Annotated in this window: 22 protein-coding genes; 21 read left to right on the forward strand and 1 reads right to left on the reverse strand. The window is 57.5% G+C overall.

Annotated features, from left to right (window positions below; all coding sequences use genetic code 11):
* The first annotated feature begins 231 nt into the window (after positions 1-231).
* The 17 genes from mnmG to AAE514_RS02245 all read left to right on the forward strand — a co-directional run bounded on the left by mnmG (position 232) and on the right by AAE514_RS02245 (position 20,512).
* Positions 232-2,127 carry a tRNA uridine-5-carboxymethylaminomethyl(34) synthesis enzyme MnmG gene (gene mnmG / locus AAE514_RS02165; protein ID WP_347329859.1) on the forward strand — a complete coding sequence of 632 codons (1,896 nt, stop codon included), beginning with the start codon at positions 232-234 and terminating at the stop codon, positions 2,125-2,127.
* Positions 2,124-2,762, forward strand: coding sequence for a 16S rRNA (guanine(527)-N(7))-methyltransferase RsmG (gene rsmG, locus AAE514_RS02170; protein WP_347329860.1), 639 nt, complete (start codon positions 2,124-2,126; stop codon positions 2,760-2,762). Before mnmG ends, rsmG begins: the two co-directional genes overlap by 4 nt.
* A 400-nt stretch (positions 2,763-3,162) precedes the next feature.
* Positions 3,163-3,960 carry a ParA family protein gene (locus tag AAE514_RS02175; protein ID WP_347329861.1) on the forward strand — a complete coding sequence of 266 codons (798 nt, stop codon included), beginning with the start codon at positions 3,163-3,165 and terminating at the stop codon, positions 3,958-3,960.
* A 44-nt stretch (positions 3,961-4,004) separates the two neighbouring features.
* Complete coding sequence (locus AAE514_RS02180) at positions 4,005-4,907, forward strand: ParB/RepB/Spo0J family partition protein (RefSeq protein WP_347329862.1); 903 nt, start codon at positions 4,005-4,007, stop codon at positions 4,905-4,907.
* Between the two features lie 244 nt (positions 4,908-5,151).
* Positions 5,152-5,508, forward strand: a complete 357-nt coding sequence (locus AAE514_RS02185; RefSeq protein ID WP_347329863.1) for a hypothetical protein — start codon at positions 5,152-5,154, stop codon at positions 5,506-5,508.
* A gap of 9 nt (positions 5,509-5,517) precedes the next feature.
* Entirely contained in the window at positions 5,518-6,396 is an 879-nt protein-coding gene (gene atpB, locus AAE514_RS02190; RefSeq protein WP_347329864.1) for a F0F1 ATP synthase subunit A, read from the forward strand.
* Between the two features lie 94 nt (positions 6,397-6,490).
* Positions 6,491-6,724 (forward strand): F0F1 ATP synthase subunit C, encoded by a 234-nt coding sequence (gene atpE, locus AAE514_RS02195; RefSeq protein ID WP_347329865.1) that lies wholly within the window; start codon positions 6,491-6,493, stop codon positions 6,722-6,724.
* A 53-nt stretch (positions 6,725-6,777) separates the two neighbouring features.
* Positions 6,778-7,248 (forward strand): F0F1 ATP synthase subunit B, encoded by a 471-nt coding sequence (locus AAE514_RS02200; RefSeq protein ID WP_347329866.1) that lies wholly within the window; start codon positions 6,778-6,780, stop codon positions 7,246-7,248.
* A gap of 12 nt (positions 7,249-7,260) precedes the next feature.
* Positions 7,261-7,794: a F0F1 ATP synthase subunit delta gene (locus tag AAE514_RS02205; protein ID WP_347329867.1), complete on the forward strand. Its 534-nt coding sequence runs from the start codon at positions 7,261-7,263 to the stop codon at positions 7,792-7,794.
* Between the two features lie 16 nt (positions 7,795-7,810).
* Entirely contained in the window at positions 7,811-9,355 is a 1,545-nt protein-coding gene (gene atpA, locus AAE514_RS02210) for a F0F1 ATP synthase subunit alpha (RefSeq protein ID WP_347329868.1), read from the forward strand.
* 56 nt (positions 9,356-9,411) lie between these two features.
* Positions 9,412-10,278, forward strand: a complete 867-nt coding sequence (atpG, locus tag AAE514_RS02215; RefSeq protein WP_347329869.1) for a F0F1 ATP synthase subunit gamma — start codon at positions 9,412-9,414, stop codon at positions 10,276-10,278.
* A gap of 106 nt (positions 10,279-10,384) precedes the next feature.
* Positions 10,385-11,770 (forward strand): F0F1 ATP synthase subunit beta, encoded by a 1,386-nt coding sequence (gene atpD / locus AAE514_RS02220; protein WP_347329870.1) that lies wholly within the window; start codon positions 10,385-10,387, stop codon positions 11,768-11,770.
* A 51-nt stretch (positions 11,771-11,821) separates the two neighbouring features.
* Positions 11,822-12,259, forward strand: a complete 438-nt coding sequence (locus tag AAE514_RS02225; protein WP_347329871.1) for a F0F1 ATP synthase subunit epsilon — start codon at positions 11,822-11,824, stop codon at positions 12,257-12,259.
* A 116-nt stretch (positions 12,260-12,375) separates the two neighbouring features.
* Entirely contained in the window at positions 12,376-13,746 is a 1,371-nt protein-coding gene (gene glmU / locus AAE514_RS02230; protein ID WP_347329872.1) for a bifunctional UDP-N-acetylglucosamine diphosphorylase/glucosamine-1-phosphate N-acetyltransferase GlmU, read from the forward strand.
* A gap of 78 nt (positions 13,747-13,824) precedes the next feature.
* Positions 13,825-15,273, forward strand: a complete 1,449-nt coding sequence (locus AAE514_RS02235; protein ID WP_347329873.1) for a phospholipase D-like domain-containing protein — start codon at positions 13,825-13,827, stop codon at positions 15,271-15,273.
* Positions 15,274-15,353: 80 nt separating this feature from the next.
* Positions 15,354-17,423, forward strand: a complete 2,070-nt coding sequence (locus AAE514_RS02240; RefSeq protein WP_347329874.1) for a glycoside hydrolase family 9 protein — start codon at positions 15,354-15,356, stop codon at positions 17,421-17,423.
* Positions 17,424-17,773: 350 nt separating this feature from the next.
* The gene (locus AAE514_RS02245) at positions 17,774-20,512 is read left to right on the forward strand and encodes a rhamnogalacturonan lyase family protein (protein ID WP_347329875.1); all 2,739 of its coding nucleotides are present in this window, start codon (positions 17,774-17,776) and stop codon (positions 20,510-20,512) included.
* A gap of 59 nt (positions 20,513-20,571) precedes the next feature.
* Here AAE514_RS02245 and AAE514_RS02250 read toward each other — a convergent pair whose 3' ends face one another.
* Positions 20,572-21,036, reverse strand: a complete 465-nt coding sequence (locus AAE514_RS02250) for a hypothetical protein (protein WP_347329876.1) — start codon at positions 21,034-21,036, stop codon at positions 20,572-20,574.
* A gap of 239 nt (positions 21,037-21,275) precedes the next feature.
* On the opposite strand from AAE514_RS02250, the gene AAE514_RS02255 reads away from it, so the two are divergent.
* The 4 genes from AAE514_RS02255 to AAE514_RS02270 all read left to right on the forward strand — a co-directional run bounded on the left by AAE514_RS02255 (position 21,276) and on the right by AAE514_RS02270 (position 26,023).
* On the forward strand, positions 21,276-22,040 hold the full coding sequence (locus AAE514_RS02255; RefSeq protein ID WP_347329877.1) for a DeoR/GlpR family DNA-binding transcription regulator: 765 nt from the start codon (positions 21,276-21,278) through the stop codon (positions 22,038-22,040).
* A gap of 421 nt (positions 22,041-22,461) precedes the next feature.
* Complete coding sequence (gene glmS, locus AAE514_RS02260; protein ID WP_347329878.1) at positions 22,462-24,291, forward strand: glutamine--fructose-6-phosphate transaminase (isomerizing); 1,830 nt, start codon at positions 22,462-22,464, stop codon at positions 24,289-24,291.
* Positions 24,292-24,795: 504 nt separating this feature from the next.
* Positions 24,796-25,677 carry an EamA family transporter gene (locus AAE514_RS02265; RefSeq protein WP_347329879.1) on the forward strand — a complete coding sequence of 294 codons (882 nt, stop codon included), beginning with the start codon at positions 24,796-24,798 and terminating at the stop codon, positions 25,675-25,677.
* A gap of 76 nt (positions 25,678-25,753) precedes the next feature.
* Positions 25,754-26,023, forward strand: coding sequence for a YciI family protein (locus AAE514_RS02270; protein WP_347329880.1), 270 nt, complete (start codon positions 25,754-25,756; stop codon positions 26,021-26,023).
* Positions 26,024-26,081 lie beyond the last annotated feature (58 nt).

Here is a 26,081-nt window from a genome sequence, read left to right on the forward strand (position 1 = left end):
ATTGTTTTTTAACACTTTTTAAGGGTTTTACACAGAAAATGGGCTCGCCATATATAACAACATCATTAAATACTTATCTATATATACCTTTATATATATATTCATTACTTAGTCTTTGTATAACATGGAAAATCCACTTGTTCAGAAACTGAACAACTTTTGTACAAATACACCGTAAGCCCCTATAATGCCCTCCCATTTTCACCGGCTGAGCTCTCAGAGGCCCCACATATGAATTACCCAGAGCACTTTGACGTCATCGTCATCGGCGGCGGCCATGCCGGCACCGAAGCGTGCCTGGCGGCGGCACGTATGGGCTGCAAAACCCTACTGCTGACGCACAACGTTGATACGCTCGGCCAAATGTCTTGCAACCCCGCCATCGGTGGCATCGGCAAAAGCCACCTGGTGAAGGAAATTGATGCCCTGGGTGGCGCCATGGGCATGGCAACGGATCGAGCCGGCATCCAGTTTCGAGTTCTAAACTCCCGCAAGGGCCCGGCCGTTCGAGCCACTCGGGCGCAAGCCGATCGCGCTCTGTACAAAGCCGCCATCCGCGAAATACTGGAAAACCAGCCCAACCTAAGCATTTTCCAGCAGGGCGCGGACGACTTAATCGTCCGAGGGGACCGAGTCGAGGGCGTGGTAACTCAGATGGGGCTCAAGTTCTTCGCCCCCACCGTGGTGCTGACCACAGGCACCTTTCTTGGCGGCAAAATTCACATTGGAATGCAAAGCCATGCCGGTGGCCGTGCCGGCGACCCGCCCGCCCAGGCGCTGGCCGCGCGACTGCGCGAGCTGCCCCTGCGAGTGGATCGCTTGAAAACCGGTACACCGCCGCGGATCGACGCCAACAGCGTGGATTTTTCCGAGCTACAAGAGCAATGGGGAGATGAACCCCGTCCGGTTATGTCCGCCCGCGGTTCACGGGATTGGCATCCGCAGCAAATGTGCTGCTGGATTACCCACACCAATGAGCGTACCCACGAGGTCATTCGCGGCGGGCTGGACCGATCGCCCATGTACTCGGGCGTCATCGAAGGCATTGGCCCGCGCTACTGCCCGTCCATCGAGGACAAAATTCATCGCTTCGCCGATAAACCCTCGCACCAAGTGTTTGTGGAGCCGGAGGGTCTGGGCACCCGCGAGCTCTACCCCAACGGCATCTCCACCAGCCTGCCCTTTGATGTGCAATTGGAACTGGTCCGTTCGATCAAAGGCTTTGAAAACGCCCATATCACCCGGCCCGGCTACGCCATTGAGTACGATTATTTCAACCCGCAGGATCTGCAATACAGCCTGGAAACCAAGTCCATTGCCGGCCTGTACTTTGCCGGTCAGATTAACGGCACCACCGGCTACGAAGAGGCCGGCGCTCAGGGCCTGTTGGCCGGTATCAACGCCGCCCGCCGCGTGAAAGAGCAGCAGGCCTGGTGCCCCCGCCGGGACGAGGCCTACATCGGCGTGCTGGTGGACGACCTGATTACCATGGGTACCCAGGAGCCCTACCGCATGTTCACCAGCCGCGCGGAATACCGGCTGCTGCTGCGTGAAGACAACGCCGACTTGCGCCTGACCGAACAGGCCCGCGAGATGGGATTGATTGCCGAGGATCACTGGGCGCAATTCAGCGAACAGCGCGAGTCTATCGCCCGGGAGCGAGACCGGCTGAAAACCACCTGGGTCCAGGCCGGTTCCACCGAAGCCAAGGCGCTGGAAACGAAAATCGACTCGCCGCTGAACCGCGAATACAATTTGTTCGAGCTGCTCAAGCGGCCCCAGCTCGGTTATGCCGACGTGGCAGGACTCAAAGGCGAGCCGGTTACCGACGAGCGCGTTGCTCAACAAATCGAAATCGACGCCAAATACTCTGGTTACATCGACCGCCAGCAGGAAGACATCAACCGCCTGCGCGCTCACGAGCAGACGGTGATTCCGGACAGCTTCGAGTTCGACAAGGTCGAAGGCCTGTCCAACGAGGTGAAGCAGAAACTCAACGCCGCCCGCCCCGCCACCTTGGCCCGCGCCTCGCGGGTGCCCGGAGTGACCCCGGCAGCCGTCTCCCTGCTGCTCATTCACCTCAAAAAACGGGGACTGCTACAGCGCGAGGCCAGCCGCGCCTCATGACCGACGCCCTCAATGCCCGGCTCGACGCCGGGCTTAGCGCCTTGGCGCTGACGCTGTCCGGCGCTCAAAAAAAACAGCTGCTCACCTACCTCGCCGAGTTCCACAAGTGGAATCGGGCCTACAACCTGTCCGCCATTCGCGACATCGACGCCATGCTGGACCGGCACCTGCTGGACAGTCTGAGCGTGTTGAAACATGTACAAAACCGCGCCCCTGAACGCCTAATTGACGTCGGCACCGGCGGCGGCCTCCCCGGCATTCCCCTGGCCATCGCCGTGCCCGAGTGCCAAATCGTATTGCTCGACAGCGCCGGCAAGAAAACCCGGTTCCTGTTTCACGTCAAAACCCAACTGGGCCTGGATAACGTCACCGTGGAAAATCGCCGCGTCGAGCAGTACCAGCCCGACCCGCCCTTCGACGTCGTCATCAGCCGCGCCTTCGCCAGTTTGGCGGATATGATTAATGGGTGTGAGCACTTACTCGCCCTAGAGGGCCTGTTTATGGCAATGAAGGGCGTTTATCCCCAGGAGGAGTTGGCCGAAGTCGAAGGGCGGGTTCAGTTGGTCGACAGCCATCGGTTGCAGGTGCCGGGCAATGACGGGGAACGACACTTGTTGGAGTTGAGGTTGCGGTAGTTCAATCACATCCGCACCGGCCCTCATTGGTAATCGTCACGTAGGGTTGGTAAGCGAAGCGCCACCTACCAAAACGACCGGGACTCGATGCCATTAGTTGGACTATTTTGGTAGGTGGCGCTTCGCTTACCAACCCTACGCAAAAAGAAGTTCACTCTCTAAATTTAGCATTGAGGCTCGGAGTGGGATCTACCTTCCCGAGAACGTGGAGCGAGGGACTCGCGATTCGAGCCCCCAAGGATGGGTTTACGGCGTGTCTCGGGAAGGTAGATCCCACTCCGAGCCGGGGCAGATATGACCGCCCCAAACTCTAACGGCCACTCTGGACTTGTCCCCAGCCGCTCCTTGCCACACAATACCCGGCTTTGAATGTGTTTTACGGCCTCCAAAGGATAACGAATTGACCCGAATCTACGCGGTAGCCAACCAAAAAGGCGGTGTCGGCAAAACCACCACCTGCGTCAACCTCGCCGCCTCCCTGGTCGCGACCAAAAAGCGTGTACTGCTGGTCGACCTCGACCCCCAGGGCAACGCCACCATGGGTAGCGGCGTCGACAAAAGTGAGCTCGACCTCACCGTCTACGACGTCCTCACCCGCCAGGCGAGCGCGAGCGAATGTCTGCAAATCTCCGAAACGGGTCAATTCCACCTCCTCCCGGCCAACGGCGACCTCACCGCCGCCGAGGTTGAAATGCTCTCCCTCGAGGGCAAAGAACGCCTATTGTGGGACGGCTTGCAAACCGTTAAAGACGACTTCGACTACATCATCATCGACTGTCCGCCCTCGCTCAACATGCTGACAGTCAACGCATTGACCGCCTGCGACGGCGTGATAATCCCCATGCAGTGCGAATATTACGCCCTCGAAGGGCTCTCGGCGCTGATGAACACTATCGGGCGAATCCAGGAACTGCTCAATCCCAAGCTTAAAATCGAAGGCTTGCTGCGCACCATGTACGATCCGCGCAACAGCCTGACCAACGACGTTTCGGCCCAGCTGTCCCAACACTTTGGGGACCGCCTCTACCGCACCTGCATTCCGCGCAACGTGCGACTGGCCGAAGCCCCCAGCTACGGTCAGCCGGTATTGAGCTATGACCGCCAGTCCAAAGGCGCCATCGCCTATCTGGCGTTGGCCGGGGAAATGATTCGGCGTATCGAGAACGAGCAAAAAGCGGCGGCATCCTCCGCTTCGTAAGCACAAATCCATCCACCTTCAGGATTCTTCAACAGGGCAAGGCAATGGCGGGAAAACGCAAAGGCTTAGGTAAAGGCTTGGACGCCCTTTTGGGGGCGGGAGTCACCGCAGCGCCAACGGACACACCCAACCCGGAGACACCGGAAGCGGTGGAAGAGGCACTCGCCGACGGACGGCTGGCCCATATTCCAGTGGAAATGATTCAGCGCGGGCGCTACCAGCCCCGTCGGGACATGCACCCCGAAGCACTGGAAGAACTCGCCGACTCCATCCGGGCCCAGGGCGTTATGCAGCCTATTGTGGTTCGTCTGGTCGCCCCGGAAAAATACGAAATCATTGCCGGTGAGCGCCGCTGGCGCGCGACCCAACTGGCCGGACTGGACAAAATTCCCGCCGTCATCCGGGACGTTCCCGACGAAGCCGCCATCGCCATGGCGCTGATCGAGAATATTCAGCGCGAGGATCTCAATCCCATTGAAGAGGCCATGGCTCTCAAGCGTTTGCAGGATGAATTTGAGTTGACCCACGGCGAAGTGGCCCAAGCGGTGGGTAAATCACGCACCACGGTGACCAATCTCCTGCGCCTGATTGCCCTGAGTGAAGAAGTCAGAACCATGCTTGAGCATGGCGATCTGGAAATGGGCCACGCTCGCGCCCTGCTCAGCCTGGAGGCCGAAGACCAGCGTGCTGCCGCCCGACAGGTGGTGGGCAAGGGGCTGTCGGTGCGCCAAACCGAAATGTTGGTGCGCAACCTGCAGGAGAAGAAAGACAAAAAAACCGTCACGCCGGCCGCGCCCTCGGCGGATATTCGCCGCCTGGAGGAGCAGCTGTCCGACATTCTCGGCGCTGGCGTGAACATCCAGCACACCGCCAAGGGGAAGGGCCGGCTGGTCATTAATTACAACAACCTGGATGAACTCGACGGTATTCTCGAGCATATCAAATAAGCCTTTGGTGCGGGGCGCAAATGCGCGGCGCCAAAACGACTCTGCATCACGATAAGCCACACCGCCCAAAATCGGTGCGGTGCTGGTTGAAGCCCGGGGGGTTTCTCCCTATAATGCTGCGGCCTTTGATCTGGTCGCCCCCGGGGCGGCGAGGCCACTCCGGGAGTGTTTCACACAGGTGACGGGACGAACAAAAGTCTCACCCACTCAACATCGACGCCGGCCGCCCCTATGGCGCCTGAGCATGATTCAGCTCGTGTGTTGGTTGTTGGCGATAGTGGGTTGCGCCCTACTGGGGCCCCAGTACCTCACCAGTGTGGCATGGGCCGGTGTGCTGGTGATTGCCGCTCAAGCCTTCTGGATTTGGCGCAGCTTGGGCCGGTTTGGCGACCCACACAGTCACCGCTATCTGGCGGGGACCCTGGCGGGGATCATCGGCAAATGGGCAATAATACTGATCGGGCTGGTTTTGCTCTGGAGCCGCCTCCCCGATGTTTCTGTGGCTGCCACAGTTATCACCGTGTTCGCACTGAACACTTTGGCAGCCCTGGCAGCACCGATTTCAATTTCACACCCGCGCAGCCGCGTGGACAACGGGTAATTTGAACTCATGGCAGCAGGTCAATACGATAACGCAGGCGAGTATATTTCCCACCACTTGGTGAATCTTACCTATGGTCGCCTGCCGGAAGGTACCGAACTGTGTTACGGCGGTGTCGCGGAAACCACCCAATGGACATTTGCCAACTGTGCGGCGGAAGCCCAAGCCATGGGCTTTATGGCGTTCCACGTTGACAGCCTGTTCTGGTCGTTCGGCCTGGGCATTCTGGTGATGGCGGTATTCTTTTTCGCGGCAAGAAAAGCCTCCGTTGAGACTCCGGGACGCTTTCAGGGCGCTATTGAAATGGTGGTCGAGTTCGTTAGCAACACCACCAAAGAAGTTTTCCACGGCCGCACCGGCCCCATTGCTCCCATCGCTCTGACGGTTTTCGTCTGGGTCTTCATGATGAACCTCATGAAGCTGATCCCGGTGGATTTGATCCCCTACCCGCTTGAGCTTATGGGCATTAAATATCAAAAGGTGGCCGCTACTACCGATCCGAACATTACCCTCGGTATGGCCACCTTTGTGCTGCTTCTCGTGATCGGTTTCTCCATTAAAGTCAAAGGGTGGGGGTTTCTCAAAGAGCTCTCCTTTACCCCTTTCAACCATTGGTTGCTGATCCCCTTTAACCTTGTGCTGGAAATTGTAGGCCTGTTGGCCAAACCGGTCAGCCTCGGTTTGCGTCTGTTTGGCAACATGTTTGCCGGAGAAGTCGTGTTCCTGTTGATTGCGGCTTTCTTTGGCGCCGGCTTATTGTTCCTCCCGCTGGCGGCCGGCTTGCAAGTGGTGTGGGCGATATTCCACATTCTGGTTATTGTCCTGCAGGCCTTTATTTTCATGGTGCTGACCACCGTCTATTTGGCGATGGCTCACGAGGAGCACTAGTTTTTCGGGGGCGGTGGGTTACCACGGTCAACGGATAAATTTGTACGACCTTTAAACTTTAACTTTAACTGACGTAAGTCTAGGAGAAAGAACGATGATGATCTATATCGCCGTAGGTATCATTCTGGCTGGTGCTGCTCTGGGTGCTGCTCTGGGTATGTCCAATCTCGGTAGCAAGCTGCTGGAAACCAGCGCTCGTCAACCGGAATTGGCTCCGACTTTGCAAACTAAGTTCTTCATTATTGCCGGTCTGGTAGAAGCGATCCCCATTATTGCCGTTGGTATTTCCCTGGTTTTGATCTTCGTGACCGCGCCTGGTCTGGTATAAAGCGGAGCGATTTTTATTCGTTCGCCTAATCCAATACAAGACGAGGTAAAGTCGTGAATTTCAATTTAACCTTTATTGGCCAGATCATCGCCTTTGCCATCTTCGTCTGGTTTTGCGCCAAGTTTGTCTGGCCGCCGTTGATCGCGGCCATTGACGAACGCCAGAAGAAAATCTCGGATGGTTTGTTGGACGCCGATCGCGCCGAGCGCGATTTGGAAATGGCCCAGGAAAAAGCCGCCAAGATTTTGCGTGAAGCCCGTCAAGAAGCCTCCACCTTGGTCGACGCCGCCAACAGCCGCGGCAATAAGATCATTGAAGAGGCGAAAGGACAGGCGCGTACCGAAGCGGAGCGCATCAAGCAGGCCGCCCAAGCTGAGGTTGAGCAGGAGGTGGATCGCGCTAAGGAAAAACTGCGGGGTCAACTGGCCGGTCTGGTAGTCGTAGGTGCCGAGAAAGTACTGGAAAGTTCAGTCAATGAGTCGACGCATAAAGATATGATCGATAAATTGGCCGCCAATCTTTGAGGGGGGTGACCCATGGCTGAACTCTTCACATATGCCAGACCTTACGCCAAGGCGGCGTTTCGGTGTGCTCAAGAATCAGATGCTCTAGCCAGTTGGGCCAGCCAACTGGCTTTGCTGTCCGCCTGTACCCAGAACGAGACGTTGAAAAAAGTCATCGGTTCGCCGGCCTACAGCTCAGAGCGGCAGGCCCAAGTGCTTATTGATGTTGTGGCGGATTTGAATCCGGGACAACAGAATTTTGTGAGGCTTCTGGCCCAGAACAAACGCCTTACCTTGCTGCCGCAGATCGCCGAATTGTTTCATGCCCTTAAACTTCAGCATGAGCAGGCCGTTGATGTGCAACTGATTAGCGCTATGGAGCTGGACAGCGCCGCCGAGGAAAAACTCGTTGAGGCGTTGACCAAAAAGCTCTCTCGCAAAGTTATGGTCAGAACAGAAGTAGATCAACGTCTACTGGCGGGCGTTGTGATCAAAGCAGGCGACTTTGTCATCGACGCTTCCATGCGTGGTCGAATCGACAAACTTGCCAGAGCAATCAATTCGTAGGATTGAGGAATAAAGCATGCAGCAGCTGAATCCATCCGAGATTAGCGACATTATTAAGCAGCGCATCGAAAAGCTCGATGTGTCAGCCGAAGCCCGCCATGAAGGTACCGTTGTTTCCGTATCCGACGGTATTGTACGTATCCACGGCTTGATGGACGTGATGTACGGTGAAATGATCGAGTTTGAAGGCGGTCGTTTCGGTATGGCCCTGAACCTGGAGCGCGACTCCGTCGGTGCCGTTATTCTGGGTGACTACCTGGGCATCGCCGAAGGTCAGACTTGTAAGTGTACCGGTCGTATTCTGGAAGTGCCCGTCGGCCCCGAGTTGGAAGGTCGAGTCATCGACGCCCTGGGTAACCCCATCGACGGTAAGGGCGCCATCGACGCCAAGAAAACCGACGCGATTGAGAAAGTCGCTCCCGGTGTTATCTGGCGCCAGTCGGTCGACCAGCCGGTTCAAATTGGTCTGAAAGCCGTGGACTCCATGGTGCCGATTGGTCGCGGTCAGCGCGAGCTAATCATTGGTGACCGTCAGATTGGTAAAACCGCCATCGCCGTGGATGCCATCATTAACCAGAAGAATTCCGGTATTAAGTGTATTTACGTCGCTATCGGTCAGAAGGCCTCTTCTATTGCCGGTGTGGTACGTAAGCTGGAAGAGCACGGCGCAATGGATCACACCGTTGTGGTGGCCGCGACCGCTTCCGACCCGGCCTCCATGCAGTATCTGTCGGCCTTTGCCGGGTGCACCATTGGTGAGTACTACCGCGATCGCGGTGAAGACGCACTGATTATTTACGATGACCTGACCAAGCAGGCCTGGGCCTATCGCCAGATCTCCCTGCTGTTGCGTCGTCCCCCGGGCCGTGAAGCCTACCCCGGCGACGTGTTCTACCTGCATTCGCGCCTGCTCGAGCGCGCCGCCCGGGTTAACCCCGAGTACGTTGAAAAGCAAAGCAATGGCGAAGTGAAAGGCAAAACCGGGTCCCTGACCGCACTGCCGATCATTGAGACCCAGGCCGGTGACGTTTCCGCCTTTGTTCCGACCAACGTGATCTCTATTACCGATGGTCAGATCTTCCTGGAAACCTCCATGTTCAACTCCGGTGTTCGCCCGGCAATGAACGCGGGTATTTCGGTTTCCCGTGTGGGTGGTTCGGCTCAGACTAAGGTCATCAAGAAGCTTTCCGGCGGTATTCGTACCGCCCTGGCTCAGTACCGCGAACTGGCGGCCTTCTCTCAGTTTGCCTCTGATCTGGACGAAGCCACCAAGGCGCAGCTGGATCACGGCGAGCGGGTTACCGAGTTGATGAAACAAAACCAATACTCTCCCATGAGTATTGCCGAGATGGCTCTGGTTTTGTATTGCGCCAACGAAGGCTACTTGGAAGATGTGGAAGTGAACAAGGTGCTGGATTTTGAATCGGCTCTGCTCTCTTACGCCCGCAGTGAAGCGCCGGAATTGTTGAAGACCGTCAATGATTCGGGTGACTGGAACGAAGAACTGCAAGGCAAGTTCAAGGCGCTGGTAGAGAAATTCAAAGAAACCCAGTCCTGGTAACACTGACGGTGCGCTAAGCGCACCGCAACCTATTTCACGCTTGAGGGCCTTTGAGTATGGCAGGCGCAAAAGAGATTCGGACACAGATTTCGAGCATTAAAAGTACGCAGAAAATTACTAGCGCGATGGAGATGGTTGCCGCCAGTAAGATGCGTAAAGCTCAGGAACGTATGCAGCGGGGCAAGCCCTACGCTCAACGTATCCGCGCTGTGGTCGGTCACCTGGCGAACGCCAATCCTGAGTACAAGAGCCTCTTTATGGAGGACCGCGAGGTCAAACGCGTGGGCTACATTATCGTGTCCAGTGACCGCGGCCTCTGTGGTGGTTTGAACGTCAATGTGTTCAAGGCAGCCCTGAAATCCATGAGGCAGTGGTCCGAAGACGGAGCGGCTATTGATCTCTGTCTTCTCGGTGCCAAAGCCGCAGCGTTCTTTAACAGCCACGGTGGCAATGTTGTGGCCTCGGCTCGTGATCTGGGGGAAGCCCCGACGGTTTCATCGTTGATTGGCAGCGTTAAAGTGATGTTGGATGCCTTTAGTGAAGGAAAAATCGACAAGCTTTACGTGGTGAGCAACGAATTTATCAACACCATGACTCAGCAACCGGAAGTGCAGCAGTTGCTGCCCCTGGTGGCGGACAAAGATGAAAAGCTTCAGCACACCTGGGATTATATCTACGAGCCCGGTTCGGAAGAGCTGATTGATGGCCTGTTGATTCGTTACATTGAGTCTCAGGTCTACCAGGCCGTGGTCGAGAATGGAGCCTGTGAGCAGGCTGCCCGTATGGTGGCAATGAAGAGCGCCACCGACAACGCCGGCGATCTGATTGGCGACTTGCAGTTGGTTTACAACAAAGCTCGTCAGGCAGCCATTACTCAGGAGCTGTCCGAAATTGTTGGTGGTGCCGCCGCCGTGGCCAACTAAGGGCCCGCAACTGACAACCCTATTTTGAGTTAAAACCTTCAGTCCCAGGCTGTCATCAGTGTTTGACTGACCAGTCGGCCGGATCTGAAACCAAGAGGAACCGGAAATGAGTAGCGGACGTATCGTACAAATTATCGGCGCCGTGATCGACGTGGAATTTCCGCGCGACGCCGTGCCGCAAATCTATGATGCACTGAATGTCACCGAGCAGAATCTGACACTCGAAGTGCAACAACAGCTGGGCGACGGCGTGGTACGGACCATTGCCCTGGGCTCCTCTGAAGGTCTGAGCCGTGGCCTGGATGTGACCAACTCCAAGGAGCCGATTAAGGTTCCGGTCGGTACCAAGACGCTGGGTCGCATCATGAACGTATTGGGCGACCCCATCGACGAAGCCGGCCCCATTGGCGAAGAAGAGCGCATGCAGATTCACCGCGAAGCGCCCGCTTACGAAGACTTGGCCGCTTCCAACGAACTGCTGGAAACCGGCATCAAGGTGATTGACCTGGTTTGCCCGTTCGCCAAGGGTGGTAAAGTCGGCCTGTTCGGTGGTGCCGGTGTGGGCAAGACCGTGAACATGATGGAGCTGATCAACAACATCGCCAAAGAGCACTCCGGTCTGTCCGTATTCGCCGGTGTGGGTGAGCGGACCCGTGAAGGTAACGACTTCTACCACGAAATGACCGACTCCAACGTCGTGGACAAGGTAGCCATGGTGTACGGCCAGATGAACGAGCCACCGGGCAACCGTCTGCGTGTGGCCCTGACCGGTCTGACCATGGCGGAGAAATTCCGCGACGAAGGTAAAGACGTTCTGTTGTTTATCGACAACATCTATCGTTATACCCTGGCGGGGACAGAAGTATCCGCCCTGCTCGGTCGTATGCCTTCCGCGGTAGGTTATCAGCCTACACTCGCCGAAGAGATGGGCGTGCTGCAGGAGCGTATTACCTCCACCAAAACCGGCTCCATTACCTCCGTACAGGCCGTCTACGTGCCCGCGGATGACTTGACGGACCCCTCTCCGGCCACCACCTTTGCGCACTTGGACTCTACCGTTGTACTGAGTCGTGACATTGCGTCCAAGGGTATCTACCCGGCTATTGACCCGCTGGACTCTACCTCTCGTCAGTTGGATCCGCTGATCATCGGTACCGAGCACTACGAAGTGGCTCGCGGCGTACAGACCGTTTTGCAGCGCTATAAAGAGCTGAAAGACATTATCGCCATTTTGGGTATGGACGAACTGTCCGAGGAAGACAAGCTGACCGTGGCGCGCGCCCGTAAAATCGAGCGCTTTCTGTCTCAGCCCTTCCACGTGGCGGAAGTCTTTACCGGCTCCCCCGGTACTTACGTATCGCTGAAGGACACCATTCGCAGCTTTAAGGGCATTCTCGACGGTGAGTACGACGACTTGCCGGAACAAGCGTTCTATATGGTGGGCACCATCGAAGAAGCCATCGAGAAAGCCAACAAAGCCAAGAAGAAGTAATTCCGCTGGCCCGGGTTCCCCGGGCTACCTTGAAGCGTTAGAGGCAGATATATGGCGATGACATTTCACTGCGATATAGTCAGTGCGGAGCGGGAAATCTTCTCAGGGCTTATTAAAATGGTCGTGGCCCCGGGCACTGAAGGCGAACTCGGGATCATCTACGGTCACGCTCCTTTGTTGACGGCTCTCGAGCCGGGCCCGGTGCGAGTGGTTATGGATAACGACAACGAAGACGAGCAAGTGTATTACGTCTCCGGGGGTTATCTGGAAGTGCAGCCCTACCATGTGACGATTTTGGCAGACACCGCGCTGCGCGCCGGTGACATGGACGAAGCCGCCGCCGAAGAGGCAAAGGAGCAGGCACTGAAGCAGCTGACCAATCAGTCTGGCGAAATCGACTACTCCCGAGCGGCCATCGAGCTGGCCGAAGCAGCGGCGCAACTGCGCACACTGCAGTCGATCCGCAAGCGTCTGGGCAGCAACAAGTAACTTGGTGTGCTCGGTATTGGCAACAAGAAAGGGTGGCTGAACGGCCGCCCTTTTTTGTGTTCAGAACCCTGTATTTTTAAGATGTCGCGTTCGCGCCTCGTTGAAGGAGTATTTACATGACCGCCCCTCTTGATATTGTCATTCTCGCCGCCGGTAAAGGCACCCGCATGCGTTCCGACCTGCCCAAGGTTTTACATCCGGTGGGTGGCCGGCCGCTGGTACAGCATGTCGTCGATAGCGCCCGGGCTCTGGGCAGCGACCACATTATGTTGGTGGTCGGCCACGGCGCCGAAAAGGTGGAGGCTCGGCTGGCGGCGGACGACGTTCGTTTTGTCCAGCAAACCGAACAACTCGGTACCGGCCATGCGGTGCAACAAGCCCTCCCCCACTTCCGGGACGACGCCACCGTGCTGATCCTCTACGGGGATGTCCCCCTCACCAGCGCCGATACCTTGGGCAAGCTGGCCGAAGCGGTCACCGATACCACCATTGGTTTGCTCACCGTGGACCTTCCCCAACCGGGCGGTTATGGACGCATCTTGCGCGACTCCAGCGGGCAAGTAGAGGCTATTGTGGAGCACAAAGACGCCACGGACGCTCAAAAACAGATTACCGAAATCAATACCGGCATCATGGCCGCCAAAGCCAAGCATCTACAGCAGTGGCTGCCCACCCTGAGCAACGACAACGCCCAGGGCGAGTACTACCTCACCGACATTATTGCCATGGCCCGCCGGGATGGCCTGGGTGTTCACGCCGCCCATCCCGACCACCCCGAAGAAGTGGAAGGCATCAACAATCGACAGCAGCAGGCCGCGCTCGAGCGCTATTATCAGCGTCGGCAAGCGGAGCAGTTGATGGTTCAGGGCGTTACTCTGATGGACCCGGCCCGCTTTGACTGCCGTGGTCGTCTCACCACGGGCCGAGATGTGGTGATTGATGTGAACTGCGTGTTTGAAGGGGAAGTCATGCTCGAAGACGGCGTGACCCTGGAGCCCAACTGCTACCTGAAAGACTGTGTGATCGGCGCTGGCTCCCAAATCAAGGCCAACTCCGTGATTGAAGGCGCCCGGGTCGCGTCCGGTTGTGCCGTGGGACCTTTTGCCCGCCTACGTCCCGGTACCCAACTGGCGGATGGCGCTAAAGTGGGCAACTTTGTGGAAGTGAAAAAAGCCACCATCGGCGCCGGCAGTAAGGTTAACCACCTAAGCTACATCGGTGACAGCAAACTCGGTGCCGGCGTTAACGTTGGGGCGGGCACCATTACCTGCAACTACGATGGGGTCAACAAATCCCTCACGGAAATCGGTGACAATGCCTTCATTGGTTCCAATACTGCCTTGGTGGCACCGATCAAGCTGGGCAATAACACCACCGTCGGCGCCGGTTCCATCATTACCAAAGACGTCCCCGATGAAGAGCTCGCCATCGCCCGGGGCCGCCAACGCAATATCCAGGGCTGGCAACGCCCCACCAAAAAATCCTAGCACAGGCCGTTTCAACAGCCTTTGCAGGTTGGGCAACCAGCGGCGGATAACACACTTAATAAAAGGGACTGAATAGCTATGGCCACAAAGAAATCATCGGTTCGCCGCTACGGCCTGGGTCTACTGGGTGTGCTGGCCATTGTTCTGCTGGCCACGGGCCTCTACGGGGTTTATAAACCCTTGCCCGAGGGAGTGGGCATGGAAGCGCCCCCCAGACCTGCCACCGGTGTGCGGTTTTTGGCGGACCGAACCTATGTGGACGAACAAGGTACCCGCCACACCGAACAGAGCATATTTGACGAGATTTTTCGCCTGATCGAACAAGCCGAGCGCTTTGTTTTGGTGGATATGTTCCTGTTCAACGCCTACCAGGGACAGTTAACGGATACCCACCGGGCGCTGTCTTCAGAATTGACCGACCGGCTGATCGCCCAAAAGAAACGCCACCCCGATATGCAGATTCTGGTGATTAGCGATCCACTGAACACCCTTTACGGCGGCCTGCCCTCCCCTCATTTTCAGCGCCTGGAAGCCGCCGGTATTTCGGTCACGCTTACCGATTTGCCCCGTTTGCGCGACAGCAATCCCCTCTACTCTTCGATCTGGCGACCGTTTATCCAGCCCTGGGGCAACTCCCCCGGCGACACCCTGCCCAACCCCTTCGGCGAGGGTGAGGTGTCGTTGCGCAGCTATCTGGCGTTGATTAACTTCAAAGCCAACCACCGGAAGCTGTTAATCGCCGATGAGGGGGAAGCCCTGGCGGCGCTGGTAACCTCCGCCAACCCGCATGATGGCAGCAGTGCCCACGGCAACGTCGCCCTGCGCTTCAGCGGCCCCGCGACGGGGGACCTGTTGCAGAGCGAGGCGGCGGTTCTGGAATTCTCCGGTGGACCGGCCCCCTCTCAGGCGCCGGAGCCTGGCGATGTGCCCAGCTCCTCTGAACTCACCGTGCAGGTGGTGACCGAACGGGCCGTTGAGCGGGCGGCGCTGGCGCTGATTGATGGCGCGAATACTAATGAACACCTGGATATGGCCATGTTTTACCTGTCTGATCGGCATCTTGTGCGGGCTCTGCAGGAGGCCGCCGAGCGCGGCGTAAAAGTGCGGGTACTGCTCGACCCCAACAAAGATGCCTTCGGTCGAGAGAAAAACGGCGTCCCCAACCGTCCCGTCGCCCATGAGCTGGTCAGTGCCGGTGTTGCGCTGCGCTGGTGTGACACCCACGGCGAGCAGTGTCACGCCAAGTGGTTAATGCATCGCGACGCCAACGGCGCCGCCCGCATGCTTCTGGGTTCCACCAACTTCACCCGCCGGAACCTGCACAACCTGAACCTGGAAACCAGCGTGGTGCTGCGAGGTCCGCTGGCCGCTGAACCGTTAACCTCGGGGGCGCAGTGGTTTGATGAGCGCTGGCACAACCGGCGCGGACGCCATTACAGCGTGGATTACGAAGTCTACGCAGACGAAAGCCTTTGGCCCAGACTACAATATCGTCTGATGGAGGCAACGGGGTTGAGCACTTTTTAGTCAGTGTAACCGTTTACAATTCGTTTGAAATTGTTTAGCCTGATGACTCTCCAGCACAACAATAATGTTGAGGTAAGCAAATGCGTCTTTCCCCCCTTACCCGGTCCCTCGTGGCGCTACTGGTTAGTGCCGGCCTAAGCGCTTGTGGCGGCTCCTCCTCTGGCGGCGGCGATGGCAGCTCTTCCAGTCAAAGTAGCGCCATTTCCAGCGAGGCCGACAGTTCTGGGTCATCAATTGCGACAAGTACCGAATCCAGCGCTCAATCCAGCAGCGAGCCCGGCTCCGCGCAAGTGTGTGACCAGTCTCCTCCAGAGACTCTGGCCGCCGTTAACGTCCAGCAAGCGCCGGTGGCGGTCTGCATTGTGGTGGATCAGTTCGGCTACTTACCCTCCTCCGATAAAGTTGCTGTGTTGCGCGACCCACAGACCGGATTCGATAGCGGTTTAAGTTTTGCCCCCGGTGAGGACTATGCTCTGGTCAACGTTGACTCCGGCGAAGTCGTTCACACCGGCTCACCCGGCACCTGGAACGAAGGCGAGACCAGCAATATATCCGGCGACAAAGCCTGGTGGTTTGATTTCAGTGCCGTCACCGACCCCGGCCGTTACGTGGTCTGGGATCGCAGCCAGAACGTTCGTTCCCCTGCCTTCTCCATCGGAGCCGATGTGTACAAACCGGTTCTGAAAGACGCGGTGCGCACCTTCTTCTATCAGCGTGCCGGCGATAAAAAGCGGGCCACCCATGCCGGCACCGGATGGGCGGACGACGCCAGCCATTTGGGCGAAGGACAGGATCCGGAAGCCCGACTCTACGGCTCCGAAGACGACGCCAGTACCGAGCGCGACCTTCGCGGCGGCTGGTACGATGCCGGCGACTACAATAAATACACCAATTGGCACGCCGATTACCTTGTGGTACTGATGCACACCTATCGGGAAAACCCGGCTATCTGGACCGATGACTTCAATATTCCCGAATCCGGCAACGGTATTCCCGACCTGCTAGATGAGCTCAAGTGGGGCATGGATTGGCTCAAGCGCATGCAGGAAGAGAACGGCTCCGTCCTGTCTGTCCAGGGTCTGGATCATGCCAGCCCACCTTCTGCCGCCACGGGGCCTAGCGTTTATGGCCCGGCGACCACCTCCGCGACACTGACCAGTGCCCAGGCGTTTGCCTTTGGCAGCATGGTGTTCGCGGAAGTGGAGGGCTGGGAGGCCTACGCAGAGGACTTGGCCAATCGGGCGGAACAAGCCTGGAGCTGGGCCGACGCCAACCCCTCAGTGACCTTCGAAAACAGCGGGAAAGTGGCCGCCGGCGAGCAGGAAGTGGATGATGCCGGCCGAGCGCTGAAAAAACGCATTGCCGCCATCTACCTGTTTGCGGCCACAGGCAAAGCCGCTTATCGGGACTTTGCCGAGAGCGAATACACCGACCATCCGATTACCTGGGTCGGCCCCTGGAATGAGCCGGAAACCATGCACTGGCTTTACTATGCCTCCCTGCCCGGCGCCAGCGAAACAGTGGCGAACAATATTCGGACCGCTTATACCAACGGCATGAATGGCAATTGGGACGCCGTAAACCAGGTTCAAGACGCCTATCGCGCTTATCTGGGAGAAAGCAACTTCACCTGGGGGAGCAACCGCACCATGTCCCGCCAGGGGCTCACGTTTACCAATTTGGCGGTGCATGAGCTGGGTGATGCCAGCAATCAGGCGATCGACAATGCCGCGCTGGGTTACCTGCACTACCTGCACGGCACCAACCCTTTGGGCAAGGTTTACCTGTCCAATATGTACCATCTGGACGTCCACAATTCCGTGGATAGCTTCTATCACAGCTGGTTTGCCGACGGCAGCGCGGACTGGGACTCGGTGGATACCTCCAACTACGGTCCCGCCCCGGGCTTTTTGGTGGGTGGTCCCAACCCGTCCTACAGCTGGGATGCCTGCTGCCCCGACAGCTGCGGCGGCTCGGAGAACAACGCCCGCTGCGGGGCCGAGGAGCTTTCGCCTCCGGCCGATCAGCCCGCCGCCAAAGCCTACCTGGACTTTAATACCAGTTGGCCGGTGAACTCCTGGCAGGTCACGGAAAACCACAACGACTACCAAGTCGCTTATATCCGTCTGTTGTCCAAGTTTGTGGAGTAATAACGCCCCTCTTAAAGAGCCGCCCGGCCCGGCGCAGCACCGTAGAAAAGCGGTACGCGCAAGGCTGATGGCCCAGATAATTGGCCAGTGCCGTACGCCGGGCCGACTCGGCGTACGGCCCGTCGGCCCTTAAGGGCAGAGCGCCCCCCAGAACCTCCGCCAACCTCCCCTCCGGCGATGCTCCGGTTGTCGCTCAACTTTCTATTAACCGCTATTTATATGTTAAATATCATAAGTTTCTTGGAAGTTGAGATCTGTTTCGCGGAATTTGTGAGGCGTCCGCGTAGTATCTGGCCAGTCCCTGAAGGACATCGATTGAAAATAATGTGAAATAAATAAAGGAGAGATTTATGAACCTTAAACAACCAACCGTTTCCAGAACGACGCTTTATCACGCTCTGCGTCGAGCTTTCAGACCCCTAGTGTTTACCAGCCTGTGTCTGGGCGCCGCCGGCGCTTTCGGTCAATACGAGGTGGAAAATCTTGATCGTGGTCTGGTGGCCGTGGATCGGGGCAACGGCTCGGTGTTTGTGAGCTGGCGCTGGCTGGGGGCGGAACCGGAGAACACCGCCTTTAACGTCTATCGCGATGGCGTTCAGCTCAATAACGCCCCGCTAACCGAGCGCACCAACTTCGTCGACAACAACGGCAACAGGGGCGCGCAGTACAGTGTGGAAACCCTGATTAACGGCCAGTCACAGGGCCAGGCCAGTACCGATGTCTGGGGCGAACCGTTTCATCGTATTCCCATTCAACGTCCCTCGGGGGGCACCACGCCCACTGGCGAGAACTACAGCTACAGTCCGAACGATACCAGCGTCGGCGATCTGGACGGCGACGGCGACTATGAAATCGTCGTGAAGTGGGATCCATCCAACGCCAAAGACAACTCCCAGAGCGGCTATACCGGCAACGTTTACCTCGATGCCTATGAACTGGACGGTACCCAGCTGTGGCGTATCGACCTGGGGCGCAACATTCGCGCCGGCGCGCACTACACCCAGTTCCTGGTATACGACGCCGACAGTGACGGTCGTGCCGAGGTCGCGGTGAAAACCGCCGACGGCACCCGCGACGGTCAGGGCAATGTCATTGGCGAGGCCAACGCCGACCACCGCAACAGCGGCGGCTATATTCTGTCTGGCCCGGAATACCTGACCGTGTTCGAAGGCAGCACCGGACGCGAGCTGGATACCGTGAATTACGTTCCGGCGCGCGGCAATGTGTCGAGCTGGGGTGACAACTACGGCAACCGCGTGGACCGCTTCCTCGCCACCGTTGCCTATCTGGACGGGCAAAACCCCAGCTTTGTCTTCGCCCGCGGCTACTACACCCGCTCGGTTCTGGCGGCGTGGGATTTTGAAAACGGTCAGCTGCAGCAGCGCTGGGTGTTTGATAGTGATGACAGCGGCAACGGCGGCTATGCCGGCCAGGGTGCCCACAGCCTGACCGTGGGGGACGTGGATGAAGACGGTCGCCAGGAAATTGTCTACGGCGCCATGACCGTGGATGACAATGGCACCGGCCTCTACACCACCGGCCTGGGTCACGGCGACGCCTTGCACCTGTCCGATATGAACCCGGACCGTCCCGGTCAGGAAGTCTTTATGGTGCATGAGTGCGCTTCCTGTTACGGCGAGCACGGCATCGAGATGCATGATGCCGGCACCGGCCAGATTCTGTGGAGCGACCCGGGCGATAGGTCCGATATTGGTCGGGGTGTAGCCATGGATGTGGACCCGAACTCCCGTGGCTACGAAGCCTGGGCCTCCGACGGTGGTCTGTTCAGCGCCACCGGCCAGACCCTCTCTTCCTCCCGTCCCGGCCCAATCAATTTCGGCGTCTGGTGGGATGGCGATCTCCTGCGGGAAACCTTGGATCGGGAAATGATCGACAAATGGAACCCGGCCACCAACAGCACCGAACGGCTACTGACCGCCTATCAGTTGGGCGCGGCTTCCAACAATGGCACCAAAGGTACGCCGGCCTTGAGCGCGGATTTGCTCGGTGACTGGCGCGAGGAAGTGCTCTGGCGCCACAGCGACAACAACGCTCTGCTGCTGTTTACCACCACTACACCCAGTGACCATCGACTGCGTACGCTGATGCACGACCCGCAATATCGGGTGGCCATTTCCTGGCAGAACTCGGGTTATAACCAACCGCCCCACCCCTCCTTCTACCTGGGCGCGGGCATGGACGAGCCTCCCGCGCCGAACATTCGCGTGGTCGGTGGCGGTTCCGGCTCTTCGTCATCCAGCCAGTCCTCCAGCGTGCCGACCGATCATCTGGTGCTGCAGGAACAGGATGTGTGTACACATGACGGGACGGTGGACAGCAACCACAGCGGCCACACCGGCAGCGGCTTTATCAATACCACTAATGAAGTGGGCAGCCGCATTGAATGGCAGGTGAATATCTCCGAAGGGGGGAATCACGATATTTTCTGGCTTTACGCTAATGGCGCCGATGACAATCGCAGCGCCGGTTTCTGGCTCAATACGTCCGACGCTAGAGTTAGGGTCAACTTCCCCGGCACCGGTGCCTGGAACAGTTGGCAGCCGGCCTCAACGACCGCGTATTTGCCCGCCGGTAGCCACCGTCTAACCCTGGAGGCGGCCACTGAAGGGGGCCTGGCGAATATCGACCGTCTGGAAATCGCGGGGCCGGGTATTCCTGAAGCGGGCAACTGCGACGGCGCTTCTTCCTCGTCGTTCTCCTCCAGCGTATCCAGCTCCAGTGCTTCGAGCGTCTCCTCGGTAGCCTCTTCCGCGGTCAGTTCCGTTCAAAGCAGCAGTGCCCCCAGCGGGCAACTGAGCTGCACCGTGGACACCAACGACTGGGGCAGCGGTTTCGTTTCCACGTTTACCGTCAGTAATGACACCTCTACAGCGGTGGATGGCTGGGCAGTGGATATTACCTTCGGCCAAGCCATCAGCGTGGGGAACAGTTGGAGTGCCAACATCGAGGGCTCTGGTGCCCAGTACCAAGCCAGCGGAGTTGAGTACAACGACGTCTTGGCTCCGGGCGAAAGCATCAGCTTCGGCCTACAGGGCTCACCCAGCCCCGGCAGTATCGACTGTCAGTAGGCTATAAACCCGCCGGCCCTGAGCGCCCGCTCAGGGCCCTTCCCCTGGGTTCTTCAGCGTTACATTTCCTGCGAGCGCTCGGCGCCGACGCTTATTAGCCGGCTTTCGCTGCGTTCGATATCGAGCAGCTGTTGGAGGACCTCGCGGGTAGTTTCACTCTCGGCCCGTTCGTGCAGATGTTTGTACAGATCCACCAACTGATTGTGCAGTTCGGCAATTTCCCCGGTGATTTCGTCATTGCTCATACGAGTGAAGGGAATCTCGTGGGGATCCCGATGGATGATCTTGTGCCGGTCTGTGTACTCGTAAAACCAAGTATTCAGCGCCTCTATGTCGGCATCTCTCTGGAAGTACTCCAGTGTCTCGGCAAGCTTTCGCTCGTGTTCGGAGAGATACTCGAGCAGCATGTCGTTACGTTCGGACCCGCTTTCATCGGCACTGCGGTGCAGGTGCTCGGATAACTGCCGGTGCCACTCGCGGGTCAGCTCAAGTACGTCGCTCATGGTTTTTGGTTCCATTGCCATATCGGGCTCCTTCTAGGGTAAAAGTCGCGTTATAAAGCTCAGGTTCAATAAGTTGGACACGGAAACCTCCGATCCGTTGCCACGGGATGGGGCACCCTGAACCGGAAGTTTTCACCACTTAATAAACAGTATGGACCCAAAATAACCAAAACCAAGGCAGCCACGGGTGTGAAGGCCGTTTTACTTTCCCTTTCGTTTCGATACAATAGCTTTCAAATCGAAAGTATATTGGCACAAAAATGAACAAGCGAAACACTCAACAGCGCCGTCGCGCCATTATCGACATGCTCACCGAGGCTGGTGAAGTCAGCGTCGAGAACCTGGCGCAGCATTTCGGAACCTCGGAGGTCACCGTGCGAAAGGACTTAGCCGCCCTGGAGGACAATGGCCTGCTGTTGCGTCGTTACGGGGGCGCCGTACCGCTGCCTAAGGAAATGATCGTCGACCCGGGCACGGAGAAAATTTCGGAACGAAAGCAAAGCATGGCCCGAGCCGCCGCCGACCTGATTCTGGATCACAACCGGGTCATTCTCGACAGCGGCACGACGACCGCGGCCTTGCTCCCGGAGTTGTCCCGCAAACAGGGCCTGGTGGTGATGACCAACTCTCTTAATATTGCCAATGCTCTGCGGGAGTTGGAGAACGAGCCCACGCTGCTGATGACCGGCGGCACTTGGGACCCACAATCCGAGGGTTTTCAGGGGCAGCTGGCTGAGCAGGTTTTGCGTTCTTATAACTTTGATCAGCTGTTTATCGGCGCCGACGGTCTGGATTTGGAGCGCGGTACCACGACCTTTAATGAACTCTATAGCTTGAGTCAGGTCATGGCGGAAGTGGCCCGGGAGGTGGTGGTTATGGCGGAGTCGGATAAGCTTGGACGGAAGATTCACAATCTGGAATTACCCTGGGAGCGGATTGCTTACTTGGTGACGGATGCGGAATTTCCCGATGACGCCAAGAAGCATTTGGAATCTTTGGGGGTTGAGGTGATTCGGGCTGGTTGATCCTCCAGCTCGCTTCGGGGTGGGGATCGGGTATACCGGTCCAAGACACGCCGTAAACCCCTCCCTGGGGGCTCGACTGCTGCTCCCTGCAGCAGACGGTCTTGGACCGGTATACCCGATCCCCGTCACGGTTTGCGGCTAAAGAACTGCCTGTAAAGAAGGCGTGGAAAAGCGGTTGCCCTGCAGTGTTAAGTGCACCGAAACGTGAAAGGAGTTGTGTCTATACCCACGGGACCGTTTGCTGCAGGGAGCAGCAGTCGAGCCTACAGGGGCCGCTCTATGGCATCCATGCCATCGCGGCATTAGTGAATCCCTTCACGTCATGTATTTACGCGCGTGTCTCGGGGGGGTGGACGCAACTCCTTCCCCAACGTTTTCTTAAGAATTTTGAATTGAATCTATTGAAACAGGAGATGGAGTTATGTGTGGCATTGTAGGCGCAGTCGCGCAGCGGGACGTAGTGGACATCTTGGTCGAAGGCCTTCGTCGCCTCGAATATCGCGGGTATGACTCCGCCGGCGTGGCCGTCGTTAACAACGGCGAGCTTAAGCGCCTGCGCCGCCTCGGCAAGGTCAAAGAACTGGCCGACGCCGTCGACGCCAGCCCCACCCCCGGCGGTACCGGCATCGCCCACACCCGGTGGGCCACCCACGGCGAGCCGAGCGAGCGCAACGCCCACCCACACGTCTCCAACGAACAACTCGCCGTCGTCCACAACGGCATTATTGAAAACCACACCGCCCTCAAAAACGAACTCGAAGCCGCCGGCTACCAGTTCGACTCCCAGACCGATACTGAAGTCATCGCCCACCTGGTACACAAAGCTCGCCAGGAAAGCGGCGACCTGCTCAGCGCCGTGCAACAAACCGTGAAAAAGCTGGACGGCGCCTACGGCACCGTTGTTCTGGATACCAACGACAGCGACCGTCTGGTGGTGGCCCGCTCCGGCAGCCCGCTGGTAATTGGCCTGGGCATTGGTGAAAACTTTGTCGCCTCCGACCAACTGGCTCTGCTGCCGGTTACCCGCCGGTTTGTTTTCCTGGAAGAAGGCGACGTGGCCGAACTCACACGCACCAGCGTGCGCGTGTTCGACAAAGACGGTAACCCCGTCGAGCGGGAGGAGCACGAATCCACCATTAGCTATGACGCCGGCGACAAAGGTCAGTATCGCCATTTCATGCTAAAGGAAATCCACGAGCAGCCCCACGCCGTCACCAATACCCTGGAGGGACGCCTGGGTACCGACTCGGTGTTGGATGAAACCTTCGGCAACGGTGCCGCCGAGCTGCTGAAAAAAGTAAAACACGTACAGATTGTGGCCTGCGGCACCAGCTATCATTCGGCCATGGTCGCCCGCTATTGGATGGAATCCCTGGCCAACGTTTCCTGCAATGTGGAAATCGCCAGTGAGTTTCGCTACCGCAAATCCGTGGTGCAGCCCAACAGCTTGCTGGTCACCATCAGCCAGTCTGGTGAAACCGCCGATACCCTCGCGGCCCTGCGTTTGGCCAAGGAACTGGGATACCTGGGCAGCCTGACCATCTGCAACGTGGCTGGCTCCTCGCTGGTGCGTGAATCCGACCTGGCGTTTATGACTCGCGCGGGAGCGGAAATCGGCGTGGCCTCCACCAAAGCGTTTACCACCCAACTTGTGGGCCTGGCCATGCTGGTTCTGTCCCTGGGCAAACACAATGGTATGAGCACCGGGAAATTGGCAGAGTTGGTTCAGGCCCTGAAAAGCCTGCCCGCCAAACTGGAGGAGTCCCTATCCCTGGCCGGGCGTATCGAAGAGCTGGCCGAAGAGTTTGCGGACAAACACCACTCCCTGTTCCTGGGCCGGGGAGATCAGTACCCCATCGCGATGGAAGGGGCGCTCAAGTTGAAGGAAATTTCCTATATCCACGCCGAAGCCTACGCCGCTGGCGAACTCAAGCATGGCCCCTTGGCCCTGATTGATGCGCAGATGCCCATCATCGTAGTCGCCCCCAACAACGAGCTGCTGGAGAAACTCAAATCCAACGTCGAGGAAGTCCGTGCACGCGGCGGCATTCTCTACGTGTTTGCAGACGTTGAAGCCAACTTCGAATCCGACGAGAACATGCGGGTCATTGAGGTCCCCCACTGCCACCCGTGGCTGGCCCCCATCCTCTACACCTTGCCCTTGCAGCTATTGAGCTACTACGTCGCCATCATTAAAGGCACCGACGTGGACCAGCCGCGCAACCTGGCGAAGAGTGTGACGGTGGAGTGACCTGTGTTTGACGTGTGGCCTATTGCAAGTTTTTGAAAACTCCGTGTTATGACCTTACGTTACCGGAGCGCACACTATACAAATGCAATAATGTCCCTCCCGTCGTGAAATGTTGTTTTGCAAGGTAATATGGAGAAACAGCGATGGACGTAATAAGAGGAATTGTCGCGGTGCTGATTTTCTGCTCAAGTTCGTATTTAGTGTACGATCTTCTCGCAGTGGGGTTCAGCTGGCCGGTTCTGTTGGTCTGCATCGGAGGGTTTATTCTGGCTCATTATATTTGGCCGAAGAACATTGACAGTGATAATGAATGGTGCGATGTCGTAGGGTTTATCGTCGACCTTCCTTACCGTTCACTGGCCCTCGCGATACGCTCAGTCGGCAAAGTTCTCAAAAGTGATGGTGATACCGGTATAGACCCATAACCTTCGTGCACTTCCGGGCCATAGGCAGATTCCGGTTTATAGAGGGCTCAAAAATATAATGCTTACCCCCGCGGGCACAATGGCAAAGCTGAGTACGGCATTGGTAGCAATCGCGGCGCTGTGTTGGGGTCTGTCGGGGGGTATCGGCGCCATTCTCATGGACGAAGGGTGGAATGCGTTCGTGGTGGCGTTCTACCGCGGTGCGATAGGACTGCTCTTTGTGGTTGCATGGTTGGTGCTGCGTCCCGGTGGTAGCGGGCTGGCAAGCCGTCGGCTATGGTTCTGGTCGGTGGTCGCGGGTCTAGGGGTCGCTGGCAACTTCTCGTTTTATTTTTTCAGCATTGCGGAAGGCAGTGTCGCGGTGGCGGCCACATTGATGTACTGCGCGCCGGTGTTTGTCTATCTTGTTTCCTTCGTCCTTAAGCTTGAACGCCCTGTTCCCATAAAGTGGGTAGCCATCGTCATGGTGATTGTCGGGGTGGTGCTGCTTACCGGTATTTACGACATAAGCCCTGGCGGGGTCACGCCCTTCGGTGTGGGCGCGGGGCTATTGGCGGGTCTATCCTATGCGGTGTTCATCTTCGGTTTTAAGTATGCCGCCCCGCACGGCAGCCCCCAGGCCATTCTCGTTATTGCCTTCGCCGTACTGAGTGCCATACTTGGTTGGGCGGGCGGTTCCGAGCAGATCGTCGCGGTGCTGAATTCTTCGGCCTGGCCCTTGTTTGCCACCCTCGGCGTGATTGGTGCGGGGTTGTCCTTTATCTTCTACATTATGGGCCTAAACTATACAGCGCCCGCCGTGGCGTCAATTGTGGCTATGGTGGAGCCGGTGACCGCGTCCTTATTTGGAGTTTTGATTTTAGGCGAAAGCCTGGAGGTTCTGCAGATCTTGGGAATGGCCGTGATTCTGGTTGCTGTCACTGGCCTAAGTGTCTATTCGAGCGTTCGACCCACTAAATAGTCCCAAGCCTTAGTTTTGTTGGATAAATATATAGAGGAACCGTTTGATGGCGGTCGACCAATTACAGGAGGATTCCATGCGATATTTAGTTCTAGCGATGCGCACACCGCAGTTTGAGCCGTCGGTGATTGATTTACATAAAGAGTATCTGGCTCAGCTTAAAGAGGACGGCGTGCTGGAACTGGCAGGTCCGTTTACCGACAAGTGCGGGGGCGCCTACGTCATTAAGGTAGACAACCTTGAAGCGGCGAAAACAGTCGCGTTTGACGACCCTATTCATACCAGTGGCTCGTCGGAGGTGACAGTCCATGAGTGGGACGCCACCGCTTTTAGCAAAAATGACTAAACGATCATCACATGCCACATTTTGAGAAGCGACGCCAATAATCCTCGGGTAAGACTGA

The organism is Marinimicrobium locisalis (assembly GCF_039822625.1).
GTDB classification, from domain to species: domain Bacteria; phylum Pseudomonadota; class Gammaproteobacteria; order Pseudomonadales; family Cellvibrionaceae; genus Marinimicrobium; species Marinimicrobium locisalis.